This window comes from Amycolatopsis sp. NPDC051371, from assembly GCF_040682155.1.
Taxonomy (GTDB): Bacteria; Actinomycetota; Actinomycetes; order Mycobacteriales; family Pseudonocardiaceae; genus Amycolatopsis.
Genome location: NZ_JBFBAG010000017.1, coordinates 159,945 through 178,211 on the forward strand (window position 1 = coordinate 159,945; position 18,267 = coordinate 178,211).

General features: G+C 69.9%; 14 protein-coding genes. 4 read left to right on the forward strand and 10 right to left on the reverse strand.

The window, feature by feature from the left end; genetic code table 11:
- From rpsF to AB0M59_RS22215, 4 genes are all read right to left on the reverse strand, one after another.
- The gene (gene rpsF, locus AB0M59_RS22200) at positions 1 to 327 is read right to left on the reverse strand and encodes a 30S ribosomal protein S6 (protein WP_364617748.1); all 327 of its coding nucleotides are present in this window, start codon (positions 325 to 327) and stop codon (positions 1 to 3) included.
- Positions 328 to 428: 101 nt separating this feature from the next.
- Complete coding sequence (locus AB0M59_RS22205) at positions 429 to 1,298, reverse strand: hypothetical protein (protein WP_364617750.1); 870 nt, start codon at positions 1,296 to 1,298, stop codon at positions 429 to 431.
- Positions 1,299 to 1,397: 99 nt separating this feature from the next.
- Entirely contained in the window at positions 1,398 to 2,303 is a 906-nt protein-coding gene (locus tag AB0M59_RS22210; protein WP_364617752.1) for a hypothetical protein, read from the reverse strand.
- Between the two features lie 121 nt (positions 2,304 to 2,424).
- Positions 2,425 to 3,219, reverse strand: a complete 795-nt coding sequence (locus AB0M59_RS22215) for a hypothetical protein (protein ID WP_364617753.1) — start codon at positions 3,217 to 3,219, stop codon at positions 2,425 to 2,427.
- Between the two features lie 114 nt (positions 3,220 to 3,333).
- Between AB0M59_RS22215 and AB0M59_RS22220 the strand changes: the two genes are divergently transcribed.
- Positions 3,334 to 4,107: a deoxyribonuclease IV gene (locus AB0M59_RS22220; RefSeq protein WP_364617755.1), complete on the forward strand. Its 774-nt coding sequence runs from the start codon at positions 3,334 to 3,336 to the stop codon at positions 4,105 to 4,107.
- Here the strand turns inward: AB0M59_RS22220 and AB0M59_RS22225 are convergent.
- Complete coding sequence (locus AB0M59_RS22225; RefSeq protein ID WP_364617757.1) at positions 4,104 to 5,654, reverse strand: glycosyltransferase 87 family protein; 1,551 nt, start codon at positions 5,652 to 5,654, stop codon at positions 4,104 to 4,106. The two genes, AB0M59_RS22220 and AB0M59_RS22225, sit on opposite strands and share 4 nt — an antisense overlap.
- 49 nt (positions 5,655 to 5,703) lie before the next feature.
- On the reverse strand, positions 5,704 to 6,762 hold the full coding sequence (locus AB0M59_RS22230) for an ROK family transcriptional regulator (protein ID WP_364617759.1): 1,059 nt from the start codon (positions 6,760 to 6,762) through the stop codon (positions 5,704 to 5,706).
- Between the two features lie 56 nt (positions 6,763 to 6,818).
- Here AB0M59_RS22230 and AB0M59_RS22235 point away from each other — a divergent pair, with 56 nt between their 5' ends.
- The gene (locus AB0M59_RS22235; protein ID WP_364617761.1) at positions 6,819 to 7,862 is read left to right on the forward strand and encodes a Gfo/Idh/MocA family oxidoreductase; all 1,044 of its coding nucleotides are present in this window, start codon (positions 6,819 to 6,821) and stop codon (positions 7,860 to 7,862) included.
- Positions 7,863 to 7,904: 42 nt separating this feature from the next.
- Here the strand turns inward: AB0M59_RS22235 and AB0M59_RS22240 are convergent, their stop codons facing one another.
- From AB0M59_RS22240 to AB0M59_RS22255, 4 genes are all read right to left on the reverse strand, one after another.
- Positions 7,905 to 10,259: a transglycosylase domain-containing protein gene (locus tag AB0M59_RS22240; RefSeq protein WP_364617763.1), complete on the reverse strand. Its 2,355-nt coding sequence runs from the start codon at positions 10,257 to 10,259 to the stop codon at positions 7,905 to 7,907.
- An 83-nt stretch (positions 10,260 to 10,342) separates the two neighbouring features.
- Positions 10,343 to 12,607 (reverse strand): transglycosylase domain-containing protein, encoded by a 2,265-nt coding sequence (locus AB0M59_RS22245; RefSeq protein WP_364617765.1) that lies wholly within the window; start codon positions 12,605 to 12,607, stop codon positions 10,343 to 10,345.
- Positions 12,608 to 12,927: 320 nt separating this feature from the next.
- Complete coding sequence (locus AB0M59_RS22250) at positions 12,928 to 15,684, reverse strand: transglycosylase domain-containing protein (protein ID WP_364617767.1); 2,757 nt, start codon at positions 15,682 to 15,684, stop codon at positions 12,928 to 12,930.
- A 67-nt stretch (positions 15,685 to 15,751) separates the two neighbouring features.
- Complete coding sequence (locus tag AB0M59_RS22255) at positions 15,752 to 16,150, reverse strand: DUF5318 domain-containing protein (protein WP_364617768.1); 399 nt, start codon at positions 16,148 to 16,150, stop codon at positions 15,752 to 15,754.
- 244 nt (positions 16,151 to 16,394) lie between these two features.
- Between AB0M59_RS22255 and AB0M59_RS22260 the strand changes: the two genes are divergently transcribed.
- Positions 16,395 to 16,940, forward strand: coding sequence for a PadR family transcriptional regulator (locus AB0M59_RS22260; protein ID WP_103353893.1), 546 nt, complete (start codon positions 16,395 to 16,397; stop codon positions 16,938 to 16,940).
- 71 nt (positions 16,941 to 17,011) lie between these two features.
- Positions 17,012 to 18,100, forward strand: coding sequence for an inositol-3-phosphate synthase (locus AB0M59_RS22265; protein WP_364617770.1), 1,089 nt, complete (start codon positions 17,012 to 17,014; stop codon positions 18,098 to 18,100).
- Positions 18,101 to 18,267: the final 167 nt, after the last annotated feature.

The following is an 18,267-nucleotide window of genomic DNA, read 5'->3' on the forward strand; positions in this document are numbered from 1 at the left end:
TCAGGCCTTGACGGCGGCGGGCTTGGCCGCGGCGCGCTTGACCTCGCGACGCATGACCTTGGTGCGGAGCACGGTCTCCTGCAGCGAAAGCTGGCGGTCCAGCTCCTTCACCGCGTCCGAGGACGAGTTCAGGTCCAGCAGGGCGTAGATGCCCTCCGCGTGCTTCTTGATCTCGTACGAAAGCCGGCGCCGGCCCCAGACGTCGACCTTCTCCACGGAACCGCCGGTAGTGCGGATCACGTTGAGGAAGGTGTCCAGCGTCGGAGCGACAGTGCGCTCGTCGAGCGTGGGGTCCAGGATGACCATTACCTCGTAATGGCGTGACACAACCACTCACCTCCTATGGGCTCGCGGCCACGGACTGTCCGTGACAGGAGGGTTTGTCCAGGTAAGAGTACCTGGGGGTGTCCCGAGGGGCGGCGGCCGGGTCAGCTCGCGCGACGCAGGACCCAGGTGCGGACGAGTCCCGCGGTGACGCCGGCGAGCACGATCACCGCGAGCAGCATCGGCAGCTGGACGTCGTTCGACGAGCTGGGCGAAGCCAGCGACTGCGCGTTGCCCGCGTCGCGGATGTCGGCACCCTGGCCGCTCTGGGCGCCCGTGTCGCCCTGCGGCGCGGAGGCGTCACCGGGGAGCGTGCCGTCGGCCGGGTAGTGGACACCCGGGGCGACGGCCGTGCCGGCGGTCGCCGTGGGGATGCCGCCGTAGTCGCGCATCGGCGCGGTGCCAGAGCCGGCCGCGTTGCCCGGGTTCAGGTTGGAGAGGTTGCCGGCTGTACCGCCGGGGGCGGTCCCGGTGCCGCCCGCCGTGGTGCCGGTGCCGCCCGGCTGGCCCGGCGTGCTCGGGGCGACGTAGTTGCCGGCCAGCAGGGTGAGGTTGCAGCCCTTCGCGACCGTGCTCTCGACGCTGTTCAGGGTCTTGTTCCAGTCGAACCCGAGGCCCCAGGTGCCGGAGGCGGCCAGCGCGGTGCGGACCGCCTTGCCGATCGCGGCTCCGGTCGCCTCGCCGCCCGCGGAGTTCGGCACCTGGCCCACCAGGATCGCGTGGTTCTTGGCGATGGAGTCGCCCGCCCAGCTGCCGACCGCGAGGGTGCCGGCGTTGTTCGCGCCGTTGGTGACGAGGGTCTTGACCGAAGCTCCGTCGATCGCCACCTGGTCGCCCATCTGACCGGTGACCGTGCCGGTGCAGCTCGCGCTCACGACCTGCTGGCTCGCCGAGGCCGTGCCCGTGGAAAGGAAAGCGCCGCCGGCCACGAAAGCGGCAACGGCGGCGACGGTCAGGGTCTTCCGCACGAGCACAGTCCTCCAGGAATCACGGGGGCGTCGTTCCAGGCAACAGCACCATCAGGTGTACCAGGATCAACGACGAAGATACGTGAAAGATACTCGGCAGTCGGGTCAATTCGCAGCGGCCATTCGGCGGAGCACCCACGTCCGCACGAGGCCCGCGCTGACTCCGGAGAGTGCCAGCACCGCGATCAGCAGCGGCAGGTTCGACCCGTCCGTGAACCCGTCGGTCGCGGACGGTAGCGCTTCGGCCTGCCCCGCCGTCTGGATGCCGGAGTTGCCGGTCGCCGCGTTCTGGTCGGGCCCGGTGAGGCCGTACTGCGGCGCGTAACCCGGGATCTGGCTGCCGTACCGGATGGCGGGCGACGGCGTGAACAACCCGGCCGTCGCGAACGGGATGCCGCTGTAGTCCCGCATCGGCGCGTAGCCCGAGCCGATGCTGAACGGGAAACCGCCGAACACCGGGCTGCTCGAGAAGCCGGGCAGCAACGGGCTGTTCGCTTCGGGGATCGGGGTGGCGCCCTGCGGGGTCCCACCCTGCGGCGCGCCGCCGGTCCCCCCGGACGGCGGGGTCTGCTGGTTGCCACCCGTACCCGGCTGTGGTGACTGCTGCTTGCCGCCGCCGTTCACCGCGCCCAAGCCCTGCTGAGCGCCACTGGTCAGGCCCTCGACGCCCTGGTTGATCGCGCTCGCCGCAGGAGCGCCCACGCCGGGCAGCGGTGAGACGACGGTGTTCACCACGTTCACGGTGACCTTGCAGACCGTGTTGAGCAGCCCGCTCACGGTGGAGGTGAGCACGGTGGTCGCCTGGCCGACGATGCCCAGGTCGATCGGCAGCGGCAGGCCGAGCAGCGTCCCCTGGATCTTGTCGCCCGGCTTGGCGTCCACGGTGCTGCCGCACGGGACCGTCTTGGTCTCGCCCGCGGAGGCGGTGCCGGGCATGCCGAGCACAGCCGAACCAGCGAGGACGAACGCCGTCGCGCCGACCGCCGTTGCCCTCCGTGTCCGATCCCGCATGCTCGCCGCCCCTTGCCTCGTCGCCTCTGCCCAGGACAACGACGTTAAGGCAGCACGGTGACGCCCGCTCGCTCAGAAATGTCCGGCATTCGAGTGGAAGCGGGCGTCACCTTCGGTGAGATCAGGCGGGCGTGCGGCGGATCCAGACTCGGACGAGGGCCGCGGCGACGATCGCCAGTGCCAGCACCGCGAGCAGCATCGGCAGCTTCGCCGGCGGTGTGACGCCGGGGAGCGCCTCGGCCGTGCCGGACTTCTGCTCGTCGACCGTCGGGACCTGCTGACCGGGGATGACCTGCGCGATCACCGGCGCCTGGATCAGGCTGCCCGGCAGCAGGGCGGAGTTGGTGAAGATGCCCGAGATCGCGTCACCCGGCAGGGCGGCGTTGCCGGGACCGGTGGTCACCGGGCCGGTGCTGTCGCCGGGCGGGGTCTGCCCCGGCGGCGTCTGACCGGGCGGGGTCGGCGGTGCGGGCGGCGCGGGCGGGTTCGGAGCCGGCGGGAGCGGCAGCGGAGGCAAGTCGAGGCCCTGCGTCACGCCACCGACGGTGTTCACGACACCCTGCGCGGTCGGGCAGACGGCCTTCGCCGCCGCGTCGCCGACCACCGGCACGTCGCCGATGCCGAGCGCCCGGACCGTGTCGCCCACCGGAAGCGTGAGCAGCGGGGCCGAGCCGTTCGTGTTCTTCGCGCTGGAGTCGAGGCCGACGGTCAGCCGGTTCGGGGCGTTCAGCGGGGCGCCGGCGTCGAGGACCAGGCCGGTCTTCGCGTCGCGCGCCTGGCCGTTCTGCAGGGTCGCCGAGCAGTCGCCGCCGAGGGTCGGGCTGGGGTCGGCGCTCGCGACGCCCGGCAGCGCCAGAGTGGCCGAAGCGGCGAAGGTGAATCCCAGAGCGGTGATCCGGGTGAGCTGCTTCCCCATCGATGCCCTCCGGCAGTCGGACCAATCTGGATCACGGAACGCGCTCACGGTACTCCACGAGCGTCACCAACCGGTCCCACAGGGGAAAGAAGTACCCGGAGTAGCGTGCTCGGCATGCTGATTGGCGCCCATGTCCGTGACGACGACCCGTTGACCGCGGTCGCCGAGCGCAAAGCCGACGTCGTCCAGTTCTTCCTCTCGGACCCGCAGGGCTGGAAGGCCCCGAAGCCACACCCCCATGGGGAGGCCATCGCGGCCGACCCGGTCGAGGTGTTCATCCACTCGCCCTACCTCATCAACGTGGCTTCCCTGAACAACCGGATCCGGATCCCGTCCCGCAAGAACGTCACGCAGCACGCGGACGGCGCCGCGGCGATCGGCGCGAAGGGCCTGATCGTGCACGGCGGGCACGTCGGTGACAACGACGACGTCGAGGCCGGCCTGGACAACTGGCGCAAGCTGTTCGAGCGCGAGCAGGAGAAGGGCGGCTTCAAGGTCCCGATCCTGATCGAGAACACCGCCGGCGGCGAGAACGCGATCACCCGCGACCTCGAGGTCATCGCCCGGCTCTGGGACAAGGTCGGCGAGTTCGGCGCCGGGTTCTGCCTGGACACCTGCCACGCGTTCGCCGCGGGCTGGGACCTCGCGACCGCCGTCGGGAAGGTCAAGGCCATCACCGGCCGGATCGACCTGGTGCACCTGAACAACTCCCGCGACGAGTTCGGCTCGACCCGCGACCGGCACGCCAACGTCGTGGAGGGCGAAGGGACGATCGACCCCGAGGCGCTGGTCGCCGTCGCCCGCGAGGCCGGCGCGCCGGTCATCGTCGAGACGCCGGCCGACGGCCAGGCCACCGACATCGCCTACTTGCGCGAACAGCTGGGTTAGGCGGCGACGGCCTTCCGGCGGCGCCGGACGGCGTTCGGGACGATCGCGTCGCGGGCGCCGTCGAGGAAGCCGCCGGCCGGGTCGTCGTCGCCGGCGGCCCGGACCAGGTCGGTGCCCGGGCGGTAGATCTCGCGCACCACCAGCACGCACAGCGCGGCGACGGCGAGGTCGCGGACCACGACCGTGCCGAGGAACCAGCCTTCGGGCAGGCCCTTGTGGTCGACGCCGAGGTAGTAGAACATCCGCGGCACCCAGACCAGCGCGTCGAGCAGCATCCAGCCGAGCAGCAGCCGCCACCGCGGGATCGCCAGCACCGCCAGCGGCACCAGCCACAGCGAGTACTGCGGGCTCCACACCTTGTTGGTCAGCAGGAACGCGGCCACGACGAGGAACGCGAGCTGGCCGACACGCGGCCGTCGCGGTGCCGCGAGCGCGATGTACGCGATGCCCGCGCAGCAGGCCAGGAACAGCACGGCCACCGTCAGGTTCAGGTACGCCGGCGTCTGGTTCTTCTGCAGCACGCCGTCGAAGCCGGCCCAGCCCGTGGCGTAGGAGATGACGTTGTACAGCGAGTCCGGATCCATCGGCCGCAGCGTGCTCATCCGGAAGAACTCCCACCAGCCGCGGGTCGCGGTGAGGATGAACGGCGCGTTCACCGCCAGCCACGTCACGACGGTGGCGAGCGCGGTCTTCCAGAACGGCGTGAGCTTCCCCGCGCGCAGGCACAGCACGAACAGCACGCCGAGCAAGAACAACGGGTAGAGCTTCGCCGTCGCGCCCAGGCCGAGCAGGAGCCCGGCGAGCAGGGGCCGCTTGCGCGCCCAGGCCAGCAGGCCGGTCGCGGTGAACGCGGTCGCGATCGCGTCGAAGTTGGTGAACGCGTGCACCAGCACCAGCGGCGAAATCGCCACCAGCACCATGTCCCACGGTCGGCGTTTCATCGTCCGGCCGGTCGCCCAGACGGTCACCAGCCAGGCCATCGCCAGGAAGAGCGAGGTGAGGTCGAAGTAGACCGCGACCGGCAGCCCGCCGGGCAGCCAGCCGCTTTCGGCGACGTTCTCCCAGCCCGCCGCGAGCTTCGCGCTCGCCCACTGGAAGAGGCCGGTGAACACCGGGTACTCCATGTACCGGGTGTTGTTCTCCGCGGTCTGCGAGCTTTCCTTCCACGACGTGTAGTACGGGAAGGTGCCCGGCCGGTCGAGCCGCTCGGAGCTGTAGAGCGGCACGATGTCGGAGTAGCACATCGCGACGAACGGGCGGCCCGCGCGCCAGTCGAGCTGGGTGGCGCCGCTGGAGTCCTGGTACTGCTGGATGCAGGAGCCCTTGCCGAACCAGCAGAGCATCAGCGCGAGCGTGGCCAGCAGCAGGCCGACGCGCTGCGGCGACCAGAACCAGTGCCTGCCGACCGCCGCGTGCTCGCCGAGCGGGCCGCCGATGGGTCTGGTGACCGCCGTCGCGAGGGGCTCGTTCCAGCTCGGGACGACCCGTTCCGCCCGGGTAAGCGTCACGGGGCCGGGGTCCGGCTCGCGCGTGGTCTCCTCTGGCACGAGTGCGGATGTTAGCGGTCGGCGCCCGCCACCGAGGTGAAGGCGGTGATCATGCCGGATTCGCGTAGTACGAGGCCAGGACCTCCGCGGCGGCTCCGCGCGTGACGATCTCTTCGCCGAAGGCGTCCTCGACGACCTCGATGCGCTGCCAGTGCGGCAGCGGGAGCAGCTCCTCGAGCCGCTCCGAAACGGCGTCACGGTACGTGCCAGGTTCGTCCCGCACGGCGCGTCCGGCCAGCACGATCCGCTCCAGGTCGAGCACCTGCACGAGATCCGCGAGGCCGATCCCGAGGAAGCCGGCGGCGGTCCGGGTGTCGGGCGCCTGCTTGGCCATGATCTCGACGCAGCCGCGCCGCCCGCAGGCGCAGACGGGCCCGTCGTAGGCGATCGTGGTGTGCCCGAACTCACCCGCGTTGGTCCGCGGGCCGCGGTAGAGCCGTCCGTCGATCAGCAGGCCGACGCCGATCCCGGTGCCGACGAGCACCACCGCGGTCGCCGTGGGCTCGCCGTGCGGCCAGAGCTGGGCGAACGCGGCGGAATTGGTGTTCTTGTCGAGCGTCACCGGCAGGCCGGTGCGCTTCTCGAGCAGGTCGCGCAGGGGGACGTCGTGCCAGCCGGGCATGTTCGTCGCGTCGCGGACCAGGCCGGCGAGGTGGTCCAGCGGGCCGACCGCGCCGAGCCCGAGGCCCAGTACGTCGAAGCCGTCGGCGAGCTCGAGCGCGGCGGTGCCGATGGCCTCGACGGCCTGCTCGGGGGTGAAGCCGGCCGGGAGCGGGCCGCCGGCCGTCTCCTCGACTTCGCCGATGAGGTTGGTGCGCAGCACGCGGTACTCGTCGCGGTCGAGGCGCGCGCCGAGCGCGTGGCGGGCGCCGGCGCGGATGGTCAGCTGCGTGCGGGGCTTGCCGACCCCCGTCGACGGCTGGCGCTGTTCGTCCAGCAGACCGGCGTCGAGGAGCTCGGGCACGATCTTGGAGACGGCCTGCTGGGTGAGCCCGGTGCGTTCGGCGAGCTCGACGCGGCTGAGGCCGCCGGCGCGCAGGATGTGGGTGAGCAGCAGAGCACGGTTGTGCTCGCGCACGTCGCGCAGGTTGACCCCGGTGTCCGCCATGGAAAGGATCTTCCCACGCCTGGTCAATAACGCAACAGTGTTGTTTAATGGGCCGCATGAGTGACTTGCGCGTGGGCATCCTCGGGTACGGCATCGGCGGACGCGTCTTCCACGCGCCGCTGGTCGCCGCGACGCCCGGGCTGACGCCGGCGGTGATCACGACGTCGGGCAACGCCACCCAGGCGCGCACCGACCACCCGGGCGCGGAGATCGTGCCGGACGCCGACGCGCTGTTCGAGCGGGCCGGCGACCTCGACCTCGTCGTGGTCAGCACGCCCAACCGCACGCACGTGCCGCTCGCGCTGCGGGCGATCGAAGCCGGCCTGCCGGTGGTCGTCGACAAGCCGTTCGCGCCCACCGCGCTGGAGGCCGAGCAGGTCGTCGCCGCGGCTAAGGCGGCGGGCGTCGGCCTGACCGTCTTCCAGAACCGGCGGCTCGACTCCGACTTCCTCACCGTCCGGAAGGTCCTGGAGTCCGGGAAGCTCGGCGAGGTGTTCCGCTTCGAGTCCCGCTACGACCGCTGGGTGCCGAAGCCGAAGGACAACTGGCGCGAGTTCGGCGACCCGGCCGAGGCCGGCGGCCTGCTCTACGACCTGGGCGCGCACATCGTCGACCAGGCGCTGCAGCTGTTCGGCCCGGTCACGCAGGTCTACGCCGAGGCCGACCGCCGCCGCGCCGGTGTCCAGGTCGACGACGACGTGTTCGTCGCGTTGAAGCACGCCAACGGCGTCCGGTCGCACCTGTGGGCGTCGGCGCTCTCGGGCACCCTGAACCCGCGCTTCCGCGTGCTCGGCGACCAGGCGACGTTCACCAAGTACGGCCTCGACGTGCAGGAACCCCAGATCAAGGCGGGCATGCGCCCCGGTGACGACAGTTGGGGCGTAGAGCCCGCGTCGGACGCGGGCAAGATCGGCGTCGGCAACGACCTCAAGACGGTGCCCACCGAGACCGGCCGCTACGAGCAGTTCTACGCCGAGGTGCGCGACGCGCTACGCGGCGAAGGCGACTTCCCGGTCGACCCGGAATCGTCGGTCGAAGCCCTGCGCGTGATCGAGGCGGCGCACCGCTCGGGTGTCGAAGGAACGGTCATCAAGCTCTGACCCCCAGTCTGGCCGTGACGCCGGTGTCCCCCAGCGCCGACGTCACGGCCTCCTTCGGCCGCGTTGCTGGTCCTGCAGCTCCTGGAGCCGTTGCTGGAACTGACGGAACTGGTCGAGCTGATCGGCCTGCTGCCGGTTCCCGTTCCCGGGCGGCCGTTGATCGCGCGGGTCCTGCTGGTTCTGCTGGTCCGGTTGCCGCGGCTGCTGGACCTGCACCTGCACCCGGTCCTGCGGCGAGCTGATCGCGGACACGCGGTCGAAGCGCTCGCCCGGCTTTCCTGACATGTACAGCTGCATGAACCGGTCCCAGATCGGCCCCGCGAGCGTCGAGCCGAACAGCGGCGCGCCGTTCGGGCCGCGCAACGCCTTGTCGCCGTCGCTGCCCACCCAGACCGCCGCCGACACCGAAGGTGTGTAGCCCACCATCCAGGTCTGCGAGTTCGCGTTCGCCGCCGACGCCGGTTCGTCGTTCTGCGGGGTGTGTTGCTGCGTACCGGTTTTCCCCGCGCACTCGTGGCCGGCCGGGCAGCTCAGCCGGGAGAACTGGATCACCGGGGCCAGTGCCGCCGTCACGTTCCCCGCGATCTGGGCGCTCTTCTGGGCGTCGTTGTCCGCGAACGCGTCGGTCGAACGGTCCTTGGCTTCGTACGCGGTTTCGCCGTTCGCGTTGGTCACCTTCTGCACGAAGTGACGGTCGCGCTGGACGCCGCCGGCTGCGAACGTCGCGTAGCCCGACGCCATGTCCGCCGCGGTCACCTCGGTTCCGCCGCCGCCGATGGAGATGTTGTTGTCGCCGGTGAAGAGCTTGCTGCGGCCGCCGTTGTCCGACGTCCGGATGCCCGCTTCCTGCGCCGCTTCGGCGACTCCGGACGGCTTCGTGATGTTGAGGACCATGTCGTAGAACACCGTGTTCGTGGACCGCTGCATCGCCTCGGCGACCGTGCACTGCTGTGAGCAGCTGCTGCTGTCGCCGGCGTTGCGGATCGGCAGGTCGACGCCGGGGAACGTCCGCGGTGACGTGCCGTCGAACCGCGCGTCGAGGCCGCGGCCGAGCTTGAGGAACGCCGCCAGGTCGAACGGTTTCATCGACGAACCCGGGTTGTGCGGCTCGTCGGCCCAGTCGCGGCCGGCCTGGTCCTCGCCGTTCGGGCCCTTCACGATCGCGTCGCCGCCGTAGTACGCGAGCACGCCGCCGGACTTCGGGTCGACCGCCACGAGGGCGTTGAGGATCCGGTCGTCGGTCTGCCCGTCCATGCCCTCGGCCACGGCTTTCTCGGCCGACTGCTGGGCCACCGGGTCGATGGTCGTGAAGACCTGGAACCCGCCCGAGTAGTACTGCTTCTCGTCGATGCCCTGCGCGGCCAGCTCGGCCTTGACCTTGTTCTTGATGAACGGGTTCAGCGCGCCCGCTTCCCGGCTTTCGCGCAGCGGGATCGGCGCCGGGAACTTCGCTGCGGCGCGCTGGGCCGGCGTCAGGTAACCGTTCTTCAGCATCCGGTCCAGCGCGGTGTTCCACCGGCTCGTCGCGACAGCGGTGTTCTCCGAGCGGCCCGGCTGCTGGATCAGCCCGGCCAGCAACGCCGACTGCGAGTAGTCGAGCTGGCCGACGTCCTTGCCGAAGTAGGCCTGCGCGGCGGCCTGGATGCCGTAGGCGCCGCGGCCGAAGTAGATGATGTTGAGGTAGGCGGTGATGATGTCCGCCTTCTCGTAGGTCTGGTTCATCTTGAACGACTTCGCGAGCTCGACCCACTTGCGCGTCAGCGTCGGGTCGTCGTCGCCGGAGGCGTTCTTGATGTACTGCTGCGAAATCGTGGACCCGCCGCCGGACCCGCCGGTGACCTGGTTGTACGCCGCCCGCAGGATGCCGCCGACGTCGAAGCCCGAGTTGGTCTCGAACGACGCGTCCTCGGTCGCGATCACGGCCTTCTTCACGACGTCCGGGATCTGGTTCGGCGCCAGGATCTGCCGGTTGCCGCCGGTGGGGACGTCCTTGCCCATCTCGGTGCCGTCGCTGTAGAGGTAGGTGACGGCCTGGCCCTGCGCCTGCGCGACCGTCTCCGGCGAGGGGACGTCGACGGCGAAGTAGGTGACGAGGAACGCGACGGCGGGGACGGCGAAGAACAGCCCGGCGACCACGTAGGCGATCCGCCGGACCCGCCGCCACCGCCGTTTCCGCAGGTCCCCGTCGGTGAGCGGACGCGGGCGGCGCGGCGGCTGCCCGGGGCGCGGCCGCAGGATCGGCACGGTCGGCAGGTCGTCCGGCTCGGTGCCGTTGTGCGCGTGGTGGGTGATCAGCTCCGGCTCGGTGCCCAGCAACCCGGCGCGGGGCACCGGCCGCCGGGTCCGACGACGACGTGGGTCGGGCCGCCGGCCGGGTGACGTGCGGTCGTTGTTCACGGGCCGTCCTCCACGGTGGGCTGCGGACGCAGTCCTCTCGAAGGGACACGGACCGCGGCCCACCGTGGTTCACCCCGGGGCGGCTAGTTCTCCGGCTCGTCGGACTTCGTGGGCGTTTCCTTCGAGGTCGGCGTCTTCGTGTGCTTCGGCGTGCTCTCCTGCGAAGACGACTGGTTGTGGCCGTGACCGTTGTCGTTGCCGTTGCCGTTGCCGTCGTCGCCCTGGTCGCCGTCGCCGGGGTTCTCGCTCGTCGGGGTCGCGTCCGTCGTCGTGGCCACGTCGGACGACGGCGGGGGCACCTCGCCGCCGATGCGGTCGACCTTGTCGAACCGCTCTCCCGGCTTGCCCGTCAGGTACAGCGACAGGAACTTCTGCCACATCGGGCCGGCGATGGTCGAGCCGTAGATCGGCGAGTTGTTCTTGCCGTGCAGCGGCTTGTTGCCGTCGCCGCCGACCCAGGCCGCCACCGAGACCGACGGCGTGTACCCGACCATCCACGTCTGCGAGTTCGCGTTCGCCGCCCAGGACGGCTCGCCCGCGACCTTCGTGTGCTGCTGCGTCCCGGTCTTGCCGGCGCACTCGTGGCCGGCCGGGCACTTCAGGTGCGAGAACCCGATGACCGGCTTCAGCGCTTCGGTGACGTTCCCGGCGATCTGGCGGCTCTTGTCGGAGTCGCTGTCGAACGCCGATTTCGCGTCGGTCGGAGCTTCGTAGGCGACTTCGTTCTGCCCGTTGGTCACCTTCAGCACGAAGTGGCGGGCCCGCTGCTCGCCGTTGGCCGCGAAGGTCGCGTACGCCGAGGCCATGTCGAGCGGCGTGATCTGGGTTTCGCCACCGCCGAGGGAGATGTTGTTGTCCTTGGTGGAGATGATCGACTGGCCGCCGTCGTCGTTCTTGGTCTTCACGCCGGCTTCCCGCGCCGCGTCCTTGACCGGTTCCTGGTGGGTCTGGTTGAGGACCATGTCGTAGAACACCGTGTTCGCCGAGCGTTCCATCGCCTCGGCGACGGTGCACTGCTGCGAGCAGCTGCTGCCTGGACCGGCGTTGCGCACGACACGGCCGTCGAACGTGCGGTTGTTGGAGCCGTCGAACGTCGCGTCGAGGCCCTTGCCCATCTTGAGGAACGCCGTCAGGTCGAACGGCTTCATCGACGAGCCCGGGTTCTGCGGCGTGTCCGCCCAGTCGCGCCCGGCCTGGTCCTGCCCGTTGACCTGCACGATCGGCTTGCCGCCGTAGTAGGCGAGCACGCCGCCGGTCTTCGGGTCGACGGCGACGAGCGCGTTGAGCAGGTTGTCGTCCACCTGGCCTTCGAGTGCCTCGGTGGCGGCCTGTTCCGCGGCCTGCTGCGCCTTCGGGTCGATCGTCGTCTGCACCTGGAAACCGCCGGAGTAGTAGCGGTCCTCCGGGATGTCGTGCGCGGCCAGCTCGTCCTTCACCTGCTGGACGACGAACGCGGGCGGCGCGCCGGCCTGCTGCTTGCTGTCCTCCAGCGGGATCGGCGTCGGGAACTGGGCCGCCGCTCGGTCGGCCGCGGAGATGTAGTTGTTCTTCAGCATCCGGTCGAGCGCGGTGTTCCAGCGGTCTTGCGCGACCTTGGGGTTCTCGGACCGGCCCGGCTGCTGGATCAGCCCCGCCAGCAGTGCGGCTTCCGAGAAGCTCAGGTCCTTGGCTTCCTTGTGGAAGAAGGCCTGCGACGCCGCGCCGACCCCGTACGCCCCACGCCCGAAGTAGATGATGTTCAGGTACGCGGTGATGATGTCTTTCTTCTCGTACGTCTGGTTCATCTTGAACGACTTGGCCAGCTCGGTCCACTTGCGCGTCAGCGTGGGCGCGTCGTTGTCGGTGGCCTTCTTGATGTACTGCTGCGAAATCGTCGAACCACCGCCGGTACCGCCGGTGGCCTGGTTGAAGACCGCGCGCAGGAGGCCGCCGACGTCGAAGCCGGAGTTGGTCTCGAAGGAGTCGTCCTCGGTCGCGATCGCCGCGTGCTTCATGACGTCGGGGATCTGCTCCGGGGTCAGCAGGACCCGGTTGCCGCCGCGCGGGACGTCCTTGCCCATCGGCGAGCCGTCGGCGTAGAGGTAGGTCACGGCCTGGCTCTGGTTCTGCGCGACCTCGGTCGGCGACGGCACGTCGACCAGGAAGTACGTGATGACGAACGCGATCGCGGGCAGCACGAAGAACACCCCGACGAACCCGTAGCCGACCCGCCGGATGATCTTCCAGCGCCGCTTCTTGCGCTGCTCCGGCGTGAGGACCGGCTTGCCGTCGGCGTCGGGCTCGACGTCGTCGTAGCCGGTCGGCTCGTCGTACGCGTGGTGCGTCATCAGCTCGGGGCCACCGCTCATCGGCGGCGGCTCGGGCCGGTACCCGCGCGGTGGCTGCTGCGGCCGGCCGGACGGCGGGGGCACCGGGCGTCGCGGGCCCTGGCCGTGCGGGCCCTGAGGTTGCGCGGGCCCTCGACGGCGTGGATCGGGACCCTGGCCCGGCGGCCAGGAGCGGGATCGATCGTCGGGCACGGGGCAGTCCTCCAGCAATCGTGGGCGGCGACAGTCGCCACCCCCTCTTGGAAGGGACGCGCGAGAAACGCGGGGGTTGCCGAAACGATCTTCCTGAAACGCTTCAGGGCCCTCCGCGTGTTCGCGAAGGGCCCTGAAGGAGGACGTTTCTAGCCGGGCCCGGCGCCCGGTGGCTGGGCGACCCCGCCACCACCACCCGAGGGGTTGCCGAGCGGGAACGTCGGGGTCTCGCCCGGTCCGGGCCGCGTGGGCCGGCCGGTCCGGGTCGTCTCCGAGTCGGTTTCCGACGGCTCGGTGCTCTCGGACGACTCCGGGGTGGTCGGTGTCGTGGTGACGCTCGGGGTGTCCGACGGCTTCGACGGCGTGGTCGTCACGTCGTTGACGTCCTTGCCGATCGCCTGCACCTTGTCGAACTTCTCCGCCGGTTTGCCCTTGAGGTAGAGGTTCATGAAGTTCTGCCACGTCGGGCCGGCGATGGTCGCACCGAAGATCGGCCTGTTCTTCGGGTCGTGCAGCGGCTTGTTGCCGTCGCCGCCGACCCAGACCGCCGCCGACACCGACGGCGTGTAACCCACCATCCACGTCTGCGCGTTGCGGTCGGCGTACGCCTTCGGGTCGTCGGCCTTCGCCGTGTACTGCTGCGTACCGGTCTTGCCCGCGCACTCGTGGCCGCTCGGGCACTTCAGCTTCGAGTGGTCGATGACCGGGACCAGCGCTTCGGTGACGTTGCCCGCGATCTGCTGGCTCTTCGACGCGTCGTCGGCGAACGCCGGGTTGGTCTTGATGTTGTTCTCGTCGAACTCCACCTCGTCCTGGTTGTTCGTCAGCTTCGAGACGAAGTGCTGCTCGTGGTACGTGCCGCCGCTGGCGAACGACGCGTACGCGGCCGCCATGTCCTCCGGCGTCACAGCCGTGCCACCACCACCGAGCGAGATGTTGTTGTCGTCGGTGTAGAGGACGCTCTTGCCTTCCGGCGAGACCTTGACCCCGGCTTCCTTCGCCGCTTCCGCGACCCGCGACGGCTTCGTCACGTTCAGGACCATGTCGTAGAACACAGTGTTCGCCGAGATCTCCATCGCCTTCGCGACGGTGCAGTCCTTGCCGCAGCTGGCGCTGTCACCCGCGTTCCGGACCGTGCGGCCGCCGAGCACCCGGTTGTTCGAGCCGTCGAACGTCTCGCCGAGGCCCTTGCCCATCTTCAGGAACGCCGTGAGGTCGAACGCCTTCACCGACGAGCCCGGGTTTCTCGCCTGGTTGGCGCGGTCCTGGCCGATCTGGTCCTTGCCGTCGGCGTCCTTCACCAGCTCCGGCCCGCCGTAGTAGGCGATGACGCCGCCGGTTTTCGGGTTGACCGCCACCAGCGCGTTCAGCAGGTTCTCGTCGGTCTGGCCCTTCATGCCGTCGGCGGCGGCCTTCTCCGCGGCCTCCTGGGCCGCCGGGTCGATCGTGGTGTAGATCTTGGCGCCGCTGGAGAACAGCTTGTTCTCGTCGTAGCCCTTCGCCGCCAGCTCATCCTTGATCCGCTGCTGGAGCTGGTAGGTCATCTTTCCCGAGTTCTGCTCCTTGTTGGCGTTCTTCGGGATCGGCGTCGGGTACTGGAAGGTGGCGCGCTCGTCGGCGCGGAGCCACTTGTTGGCGACCATCTGGTCCATCACGTACGCCCAGCGCTTCTGGGCGTACGCCTGGTTCTCCGAGCGGCCCGGGCCCTGGATCAGGCCGGCCAGCAGGGAGGCCTCCGACGCGTTGAGGTCCTTGGCGTCCTTGTTGAAGTAGGCCTTGGCGGCCGCCTGGATGCCGTTCGCCCCGCGTCCGAAGTAGACGATGTTCAGGTAGGAAGTGATGATCTCTTCCTTGGACTGCTGGTTGTTCATCTTGAACGACTTGGCCAGCTCGGTCCACTTGCGGGTCAGCGTCGGGGCGTCGTTCTGCGTCGCCTGCTTGATGTACTGCTGGGAGATGGTCGAACCACCGCCCTGGCCACCGGAGACCTGGTTCCAGACCGCGCGCAGGATGCCGGTGACGTCGAAGCCGGAGTTGGTCTCGAACGTCGCGTCTTCCGCCGAGTACACCGCGTGCTTGACGACGTCGGGCACCTCACCCGGCTTGAGCAGCTGGCGGTCACCGCCCGGCGGCAGCTCCCGGCCCATCACCTGGTTGCTGGCGTCGTAGTAGGTGATCGGCTGGTTCTGGAGCGACTTGATGCTCTCCGGCGTCGGCACGTCGACCAGGAAGTAGGTGATGACGAACGCGATCGCGGGGACCACGAAGAACAGCCCGACGCAGGCGTACGCCACCCGCCGGATGATCTTCCACCGGCGCTTCTTGCGCTGCGCCGGCGTGAGGACCTTCTTGCCCTTTTCGTCGAGCTCGGCCTGGGGCTCGACGTCGTCGGCGAACTCGTTGAAGGCGGCAGCGTCGTGATCGTCGTAGCCGTCGTCGTACGGGTCGCGGCCGATGTCGTCGGTGCCGTTGTGCGCGTGGTGCGTGATCAGGTCCGGCTCACGCCCGGGCGCCGGCACCGGCCGGTTGCCGGCGGGCTGGCGGAAGCCCTGCGGCGGCGACCCCGGCGGGCCCTGCTGGGCGCGCTGGCCGGGCGGCGGGACGGCCCGGCGGGGCGGCATGCCCTGCTGACCTTGCTGACGCGGGCGCTGCGGCCGTCGCGCCGGCTCTTCGCCGGGCCACTGGGGGCCGCCTTCGTCGCCGGACGGCCATTCGGGCGACCCGCCGCCGCGCGGGTTCCCCCGCGGTGGCGTGCCGCGCTGCGCCGAATCACCGCGTGGGCGGCGGGGGGCTTCTTCGCCGGGCCACGCCGGACCGGGGTCTTCCCCCGGCCACGGGCCTGACTGGGCACGGCGAGGTGCATCTGGCTCCTGGCCGGGCCAGGAGCGGTTGCGGTCGTCGTTCACGAATGGGCCTCCCAGACCGGCGCTCGGTGTCGCGCCGTTCTGCGCTCTTCAGCGGTTGTGATACAGCTCACCGGCCTGCGGTCTTTCGCGGACCGTCGGCCGGTTCCCCCGTGCCGAGGACGTAGGACCGGACCAGGTGGTTCCAGTGGCACGCCCGGCACACTTCGACGTCGTAGACGGTGAACTCGGCGAACGAGCCGGCCATCCTGGCCAGCTCTTCGGGAGTCCTCGCCGAGCCCGCGACGTGCTTGAGTTCGTCACCGTAGACCCAGGACACCAGGGTCAGCGGTTCCTGGCGGCAGATCGGGCAGGGCTGGTCACCGGCCCGGCCGTGGAACTTCGCCGCCCGCAGCAGGTACGGGCTCGCGTCGCAGGCTTCATAGCCGCCGACGCGCCCGGAGCGGACTTCGGCGAGCAGCGCACGGCGCTGCAACGCGTAGTCCACGACCTGCCGCTGGTTAATCACCAGGACAGAGTACGGGCTGTTCCTGTGTCGTCCACGCCCCCTAGCGCGGCCGGTGGCCGGCCCGGCGGGGACACGCCGGACGTTCGATAACTCTCCGGTGAATTTCGCCCACTCCAGAGTGAGCAGGCCTGTTGGCTTCGCCACTTCGATGTATCGCCGCGATATAGTGGCTGGGTAGGTTGGATCGAGGCGATCATTCGGAGCAACGTCGGTCGGCTCGGTTTGTTCCCGGAAGGGGGGCGGTGTGCTGGAGTTCGCGATCCTCGGTCTTCTGCACGAAGCGCCCATGCACGGGTACGTGCTGCGCAAGCGGCTGCACGAGACGCTCGGCACGCTCCGGACGTTCTCGTACGGCTCGCTGTACCCGACCCTGCGGAAGCTGCTGCGGGCCGGATACCTGGTCGAAGAGCTGGACGAGGCCGACGACCGGGCGTGGTCGCGGCGCGGGCGGCGGGTCTACAAGCTCACCGCGGAGGGCAAGGAGCGCTTCGGTGAGCTGCTCGGCGACGCCGGGCCGCAGACCTGGGACGACGAAGGATTCGGCGTCCACCTGGCCTTCTTCTCGCGAACCCCGGCCGACGTGCGGATGCGGATCCTCGAGGGCCGCCGCCGCCGCGTCGAAGAACGCCGTGAGGGCATGCGGGCGGCACTGGCCAGGGCCGAGGAGAAGATCGATCGCTACACCCGCGAGCTGCACCGGCTGGGGCTGGAGACCAGCGAGCGGGAGGTGCGCTGGCTCAACGAGCTGATCGCGCACGAACAAGCCGAACGGCAGGGTCCGGAGACCTGAGCCGGACGGCCGGGCCGCAGCGTCGCGGCACCAGACCTACTGAACAGACACGGATTGAAGGAGAAACCCCCATGGGCGAGAACCGCCGCGTTCGGGTGGCCATCGTGGGCGTCGGCAACTGCGCGGCGTCGCTGGTCCAGGGTGTCCAGTACTACCGCGACGCGGACCCCGCCACGCGGGTCCCGGGTCTGATGCACGTCGACTTCGGCGGCTACCACGTCCGCGACATCGAGTTCGTCGCCGCGTTCGACGTGGACGCCAAGAAGGTCAGCCGCGACCTCTCGGAGGCGATCTTCGCGTCCGAGAACAACACGATCAAGATCGCCGACGTGCCGCCGCTCGGCGTCACCGTCCAGCGCGGTCACACCCACGACGGCCTCGGCCGCTTCTACCGCGAGACGATCGAGGAGTCCGACGAGACCCCGGTCGACATCGTCGCCGCGCTGCGCGAGGTCGAAGCCGACGTGCTGGTCTCCTACCTCCCCGTGGGCTCCGAGGTGGCGGACAAGTTCTACGCCCAGGCCGCGATCGACGCCGGCGTGGCGTTCGTCAACGCGCTGCCGGTGTTCATCGCCTCCGACCCCGAGTGGGCGCAGAAGTTCACGGACGCGGGTATCCCGATCGTCGGCGACGACATCAAGTCGCAGGTCGGCGCCACCATCACGCACCGCGTGCTGGCGAAGCTGTTCGAGGACCGCGGCGTCCAGCTCGACCGGACGATGCAGCTCAACGTGGGCGGGAACATGGACTTCCTGAACATGAAGGAGCTGGAGCGCCTCGAGTCGAAAAAGATCTCGAAGACCCAGTCCGTCACCTCCCAGATCGACCGCGACCTGGGCAAGGCCAACATCCACATCGGACCGTCGGACTACGTGCAGTGGCTCGACGACCGCAAGTGGGCCTACGTCCGGCTCGAGGGCCGCGCGTTCGGCGACGTGCCGCTGAACCTGGAGTACAAGCTCGAGGTGTGGGACTCGCCGAACTCGGCGGGCATCATCATCGACGCGGTGCGTGCGGCGAAGATCGCGCTCGACCGCGGCATCGGCGGCCCGATCCTGTCGGCGTCGTCCTACTTCATGAAGTCGCCGCCGGAGCAGTACGACGACGCGACCGCCCGCGACGCCGTCGAGAAGTTCATCCGCGGCGAGCTCGAGCGGTAAAGCAGTCCCCTGTCGAAGGCCGTCACCGCTGGTGGCGGCCTTCTTCGCGTGGTGCACACTGTGCCGATCTTTACCCATCCGACCACAGTCACGGCCGATTGGCTTCGGAGTGAGGGTTACGTGTTGCGCAGGGGGCGGCCTACTTTTGGCCGGATGGCTAAACCGGT

Coding starts and splice junctions, on each gene's coding strand:
- AB0M59_RS22210 (WP_364617752.1), bottom strand. CDS start 2,303: ATGCGGGATCGGACACGGAGGGCAACGGCGGTCGGCGCGACGGCGTTC.
- AB0M59_RS22215 (WP_364617753.1), bottom strand. CDS start 3,219: ATGGGGAAGCAGCTCACCCGGATCACCGCTCTGGGATTCACCTTCGCC.
- AB0M59_RS22220 (WP_364617755.1), top strand. CDS start 3,334: ATGCTGATTGGCGCCCATGTCCGTGACGACGACCCGTTGACCGCGGTC.
- AB0M59_RS22230 (WP_364617759.1), bottom strand. CDS start 6,762: ATGGCGGACACCGGGGTCAACCTGCGCGACGTGCGCGAGCACAACCGT.
- AB0M59_RS22235 (WP_364617761.1), top strand. CDS start 6,819: ATGAGTGACTTGCGCGTGGGCATCCTCGGGTACGGCATCGGCGGACGC.
- AB0M59_RS22245 (WP_364617765.1), bottom strand. CDS start 12,607: ATGAGCGGTGGCCCCGAGCTGATGACGCACCACGCGTACGACGAGCCG.
- AB0M59_RS22265 (WP_364617770.1), top strand. CDS start 17,012: ATGGGCGAGAACCGCCGCGTTCGGGTGGCCATCGTGGGCGTCGGCAAC.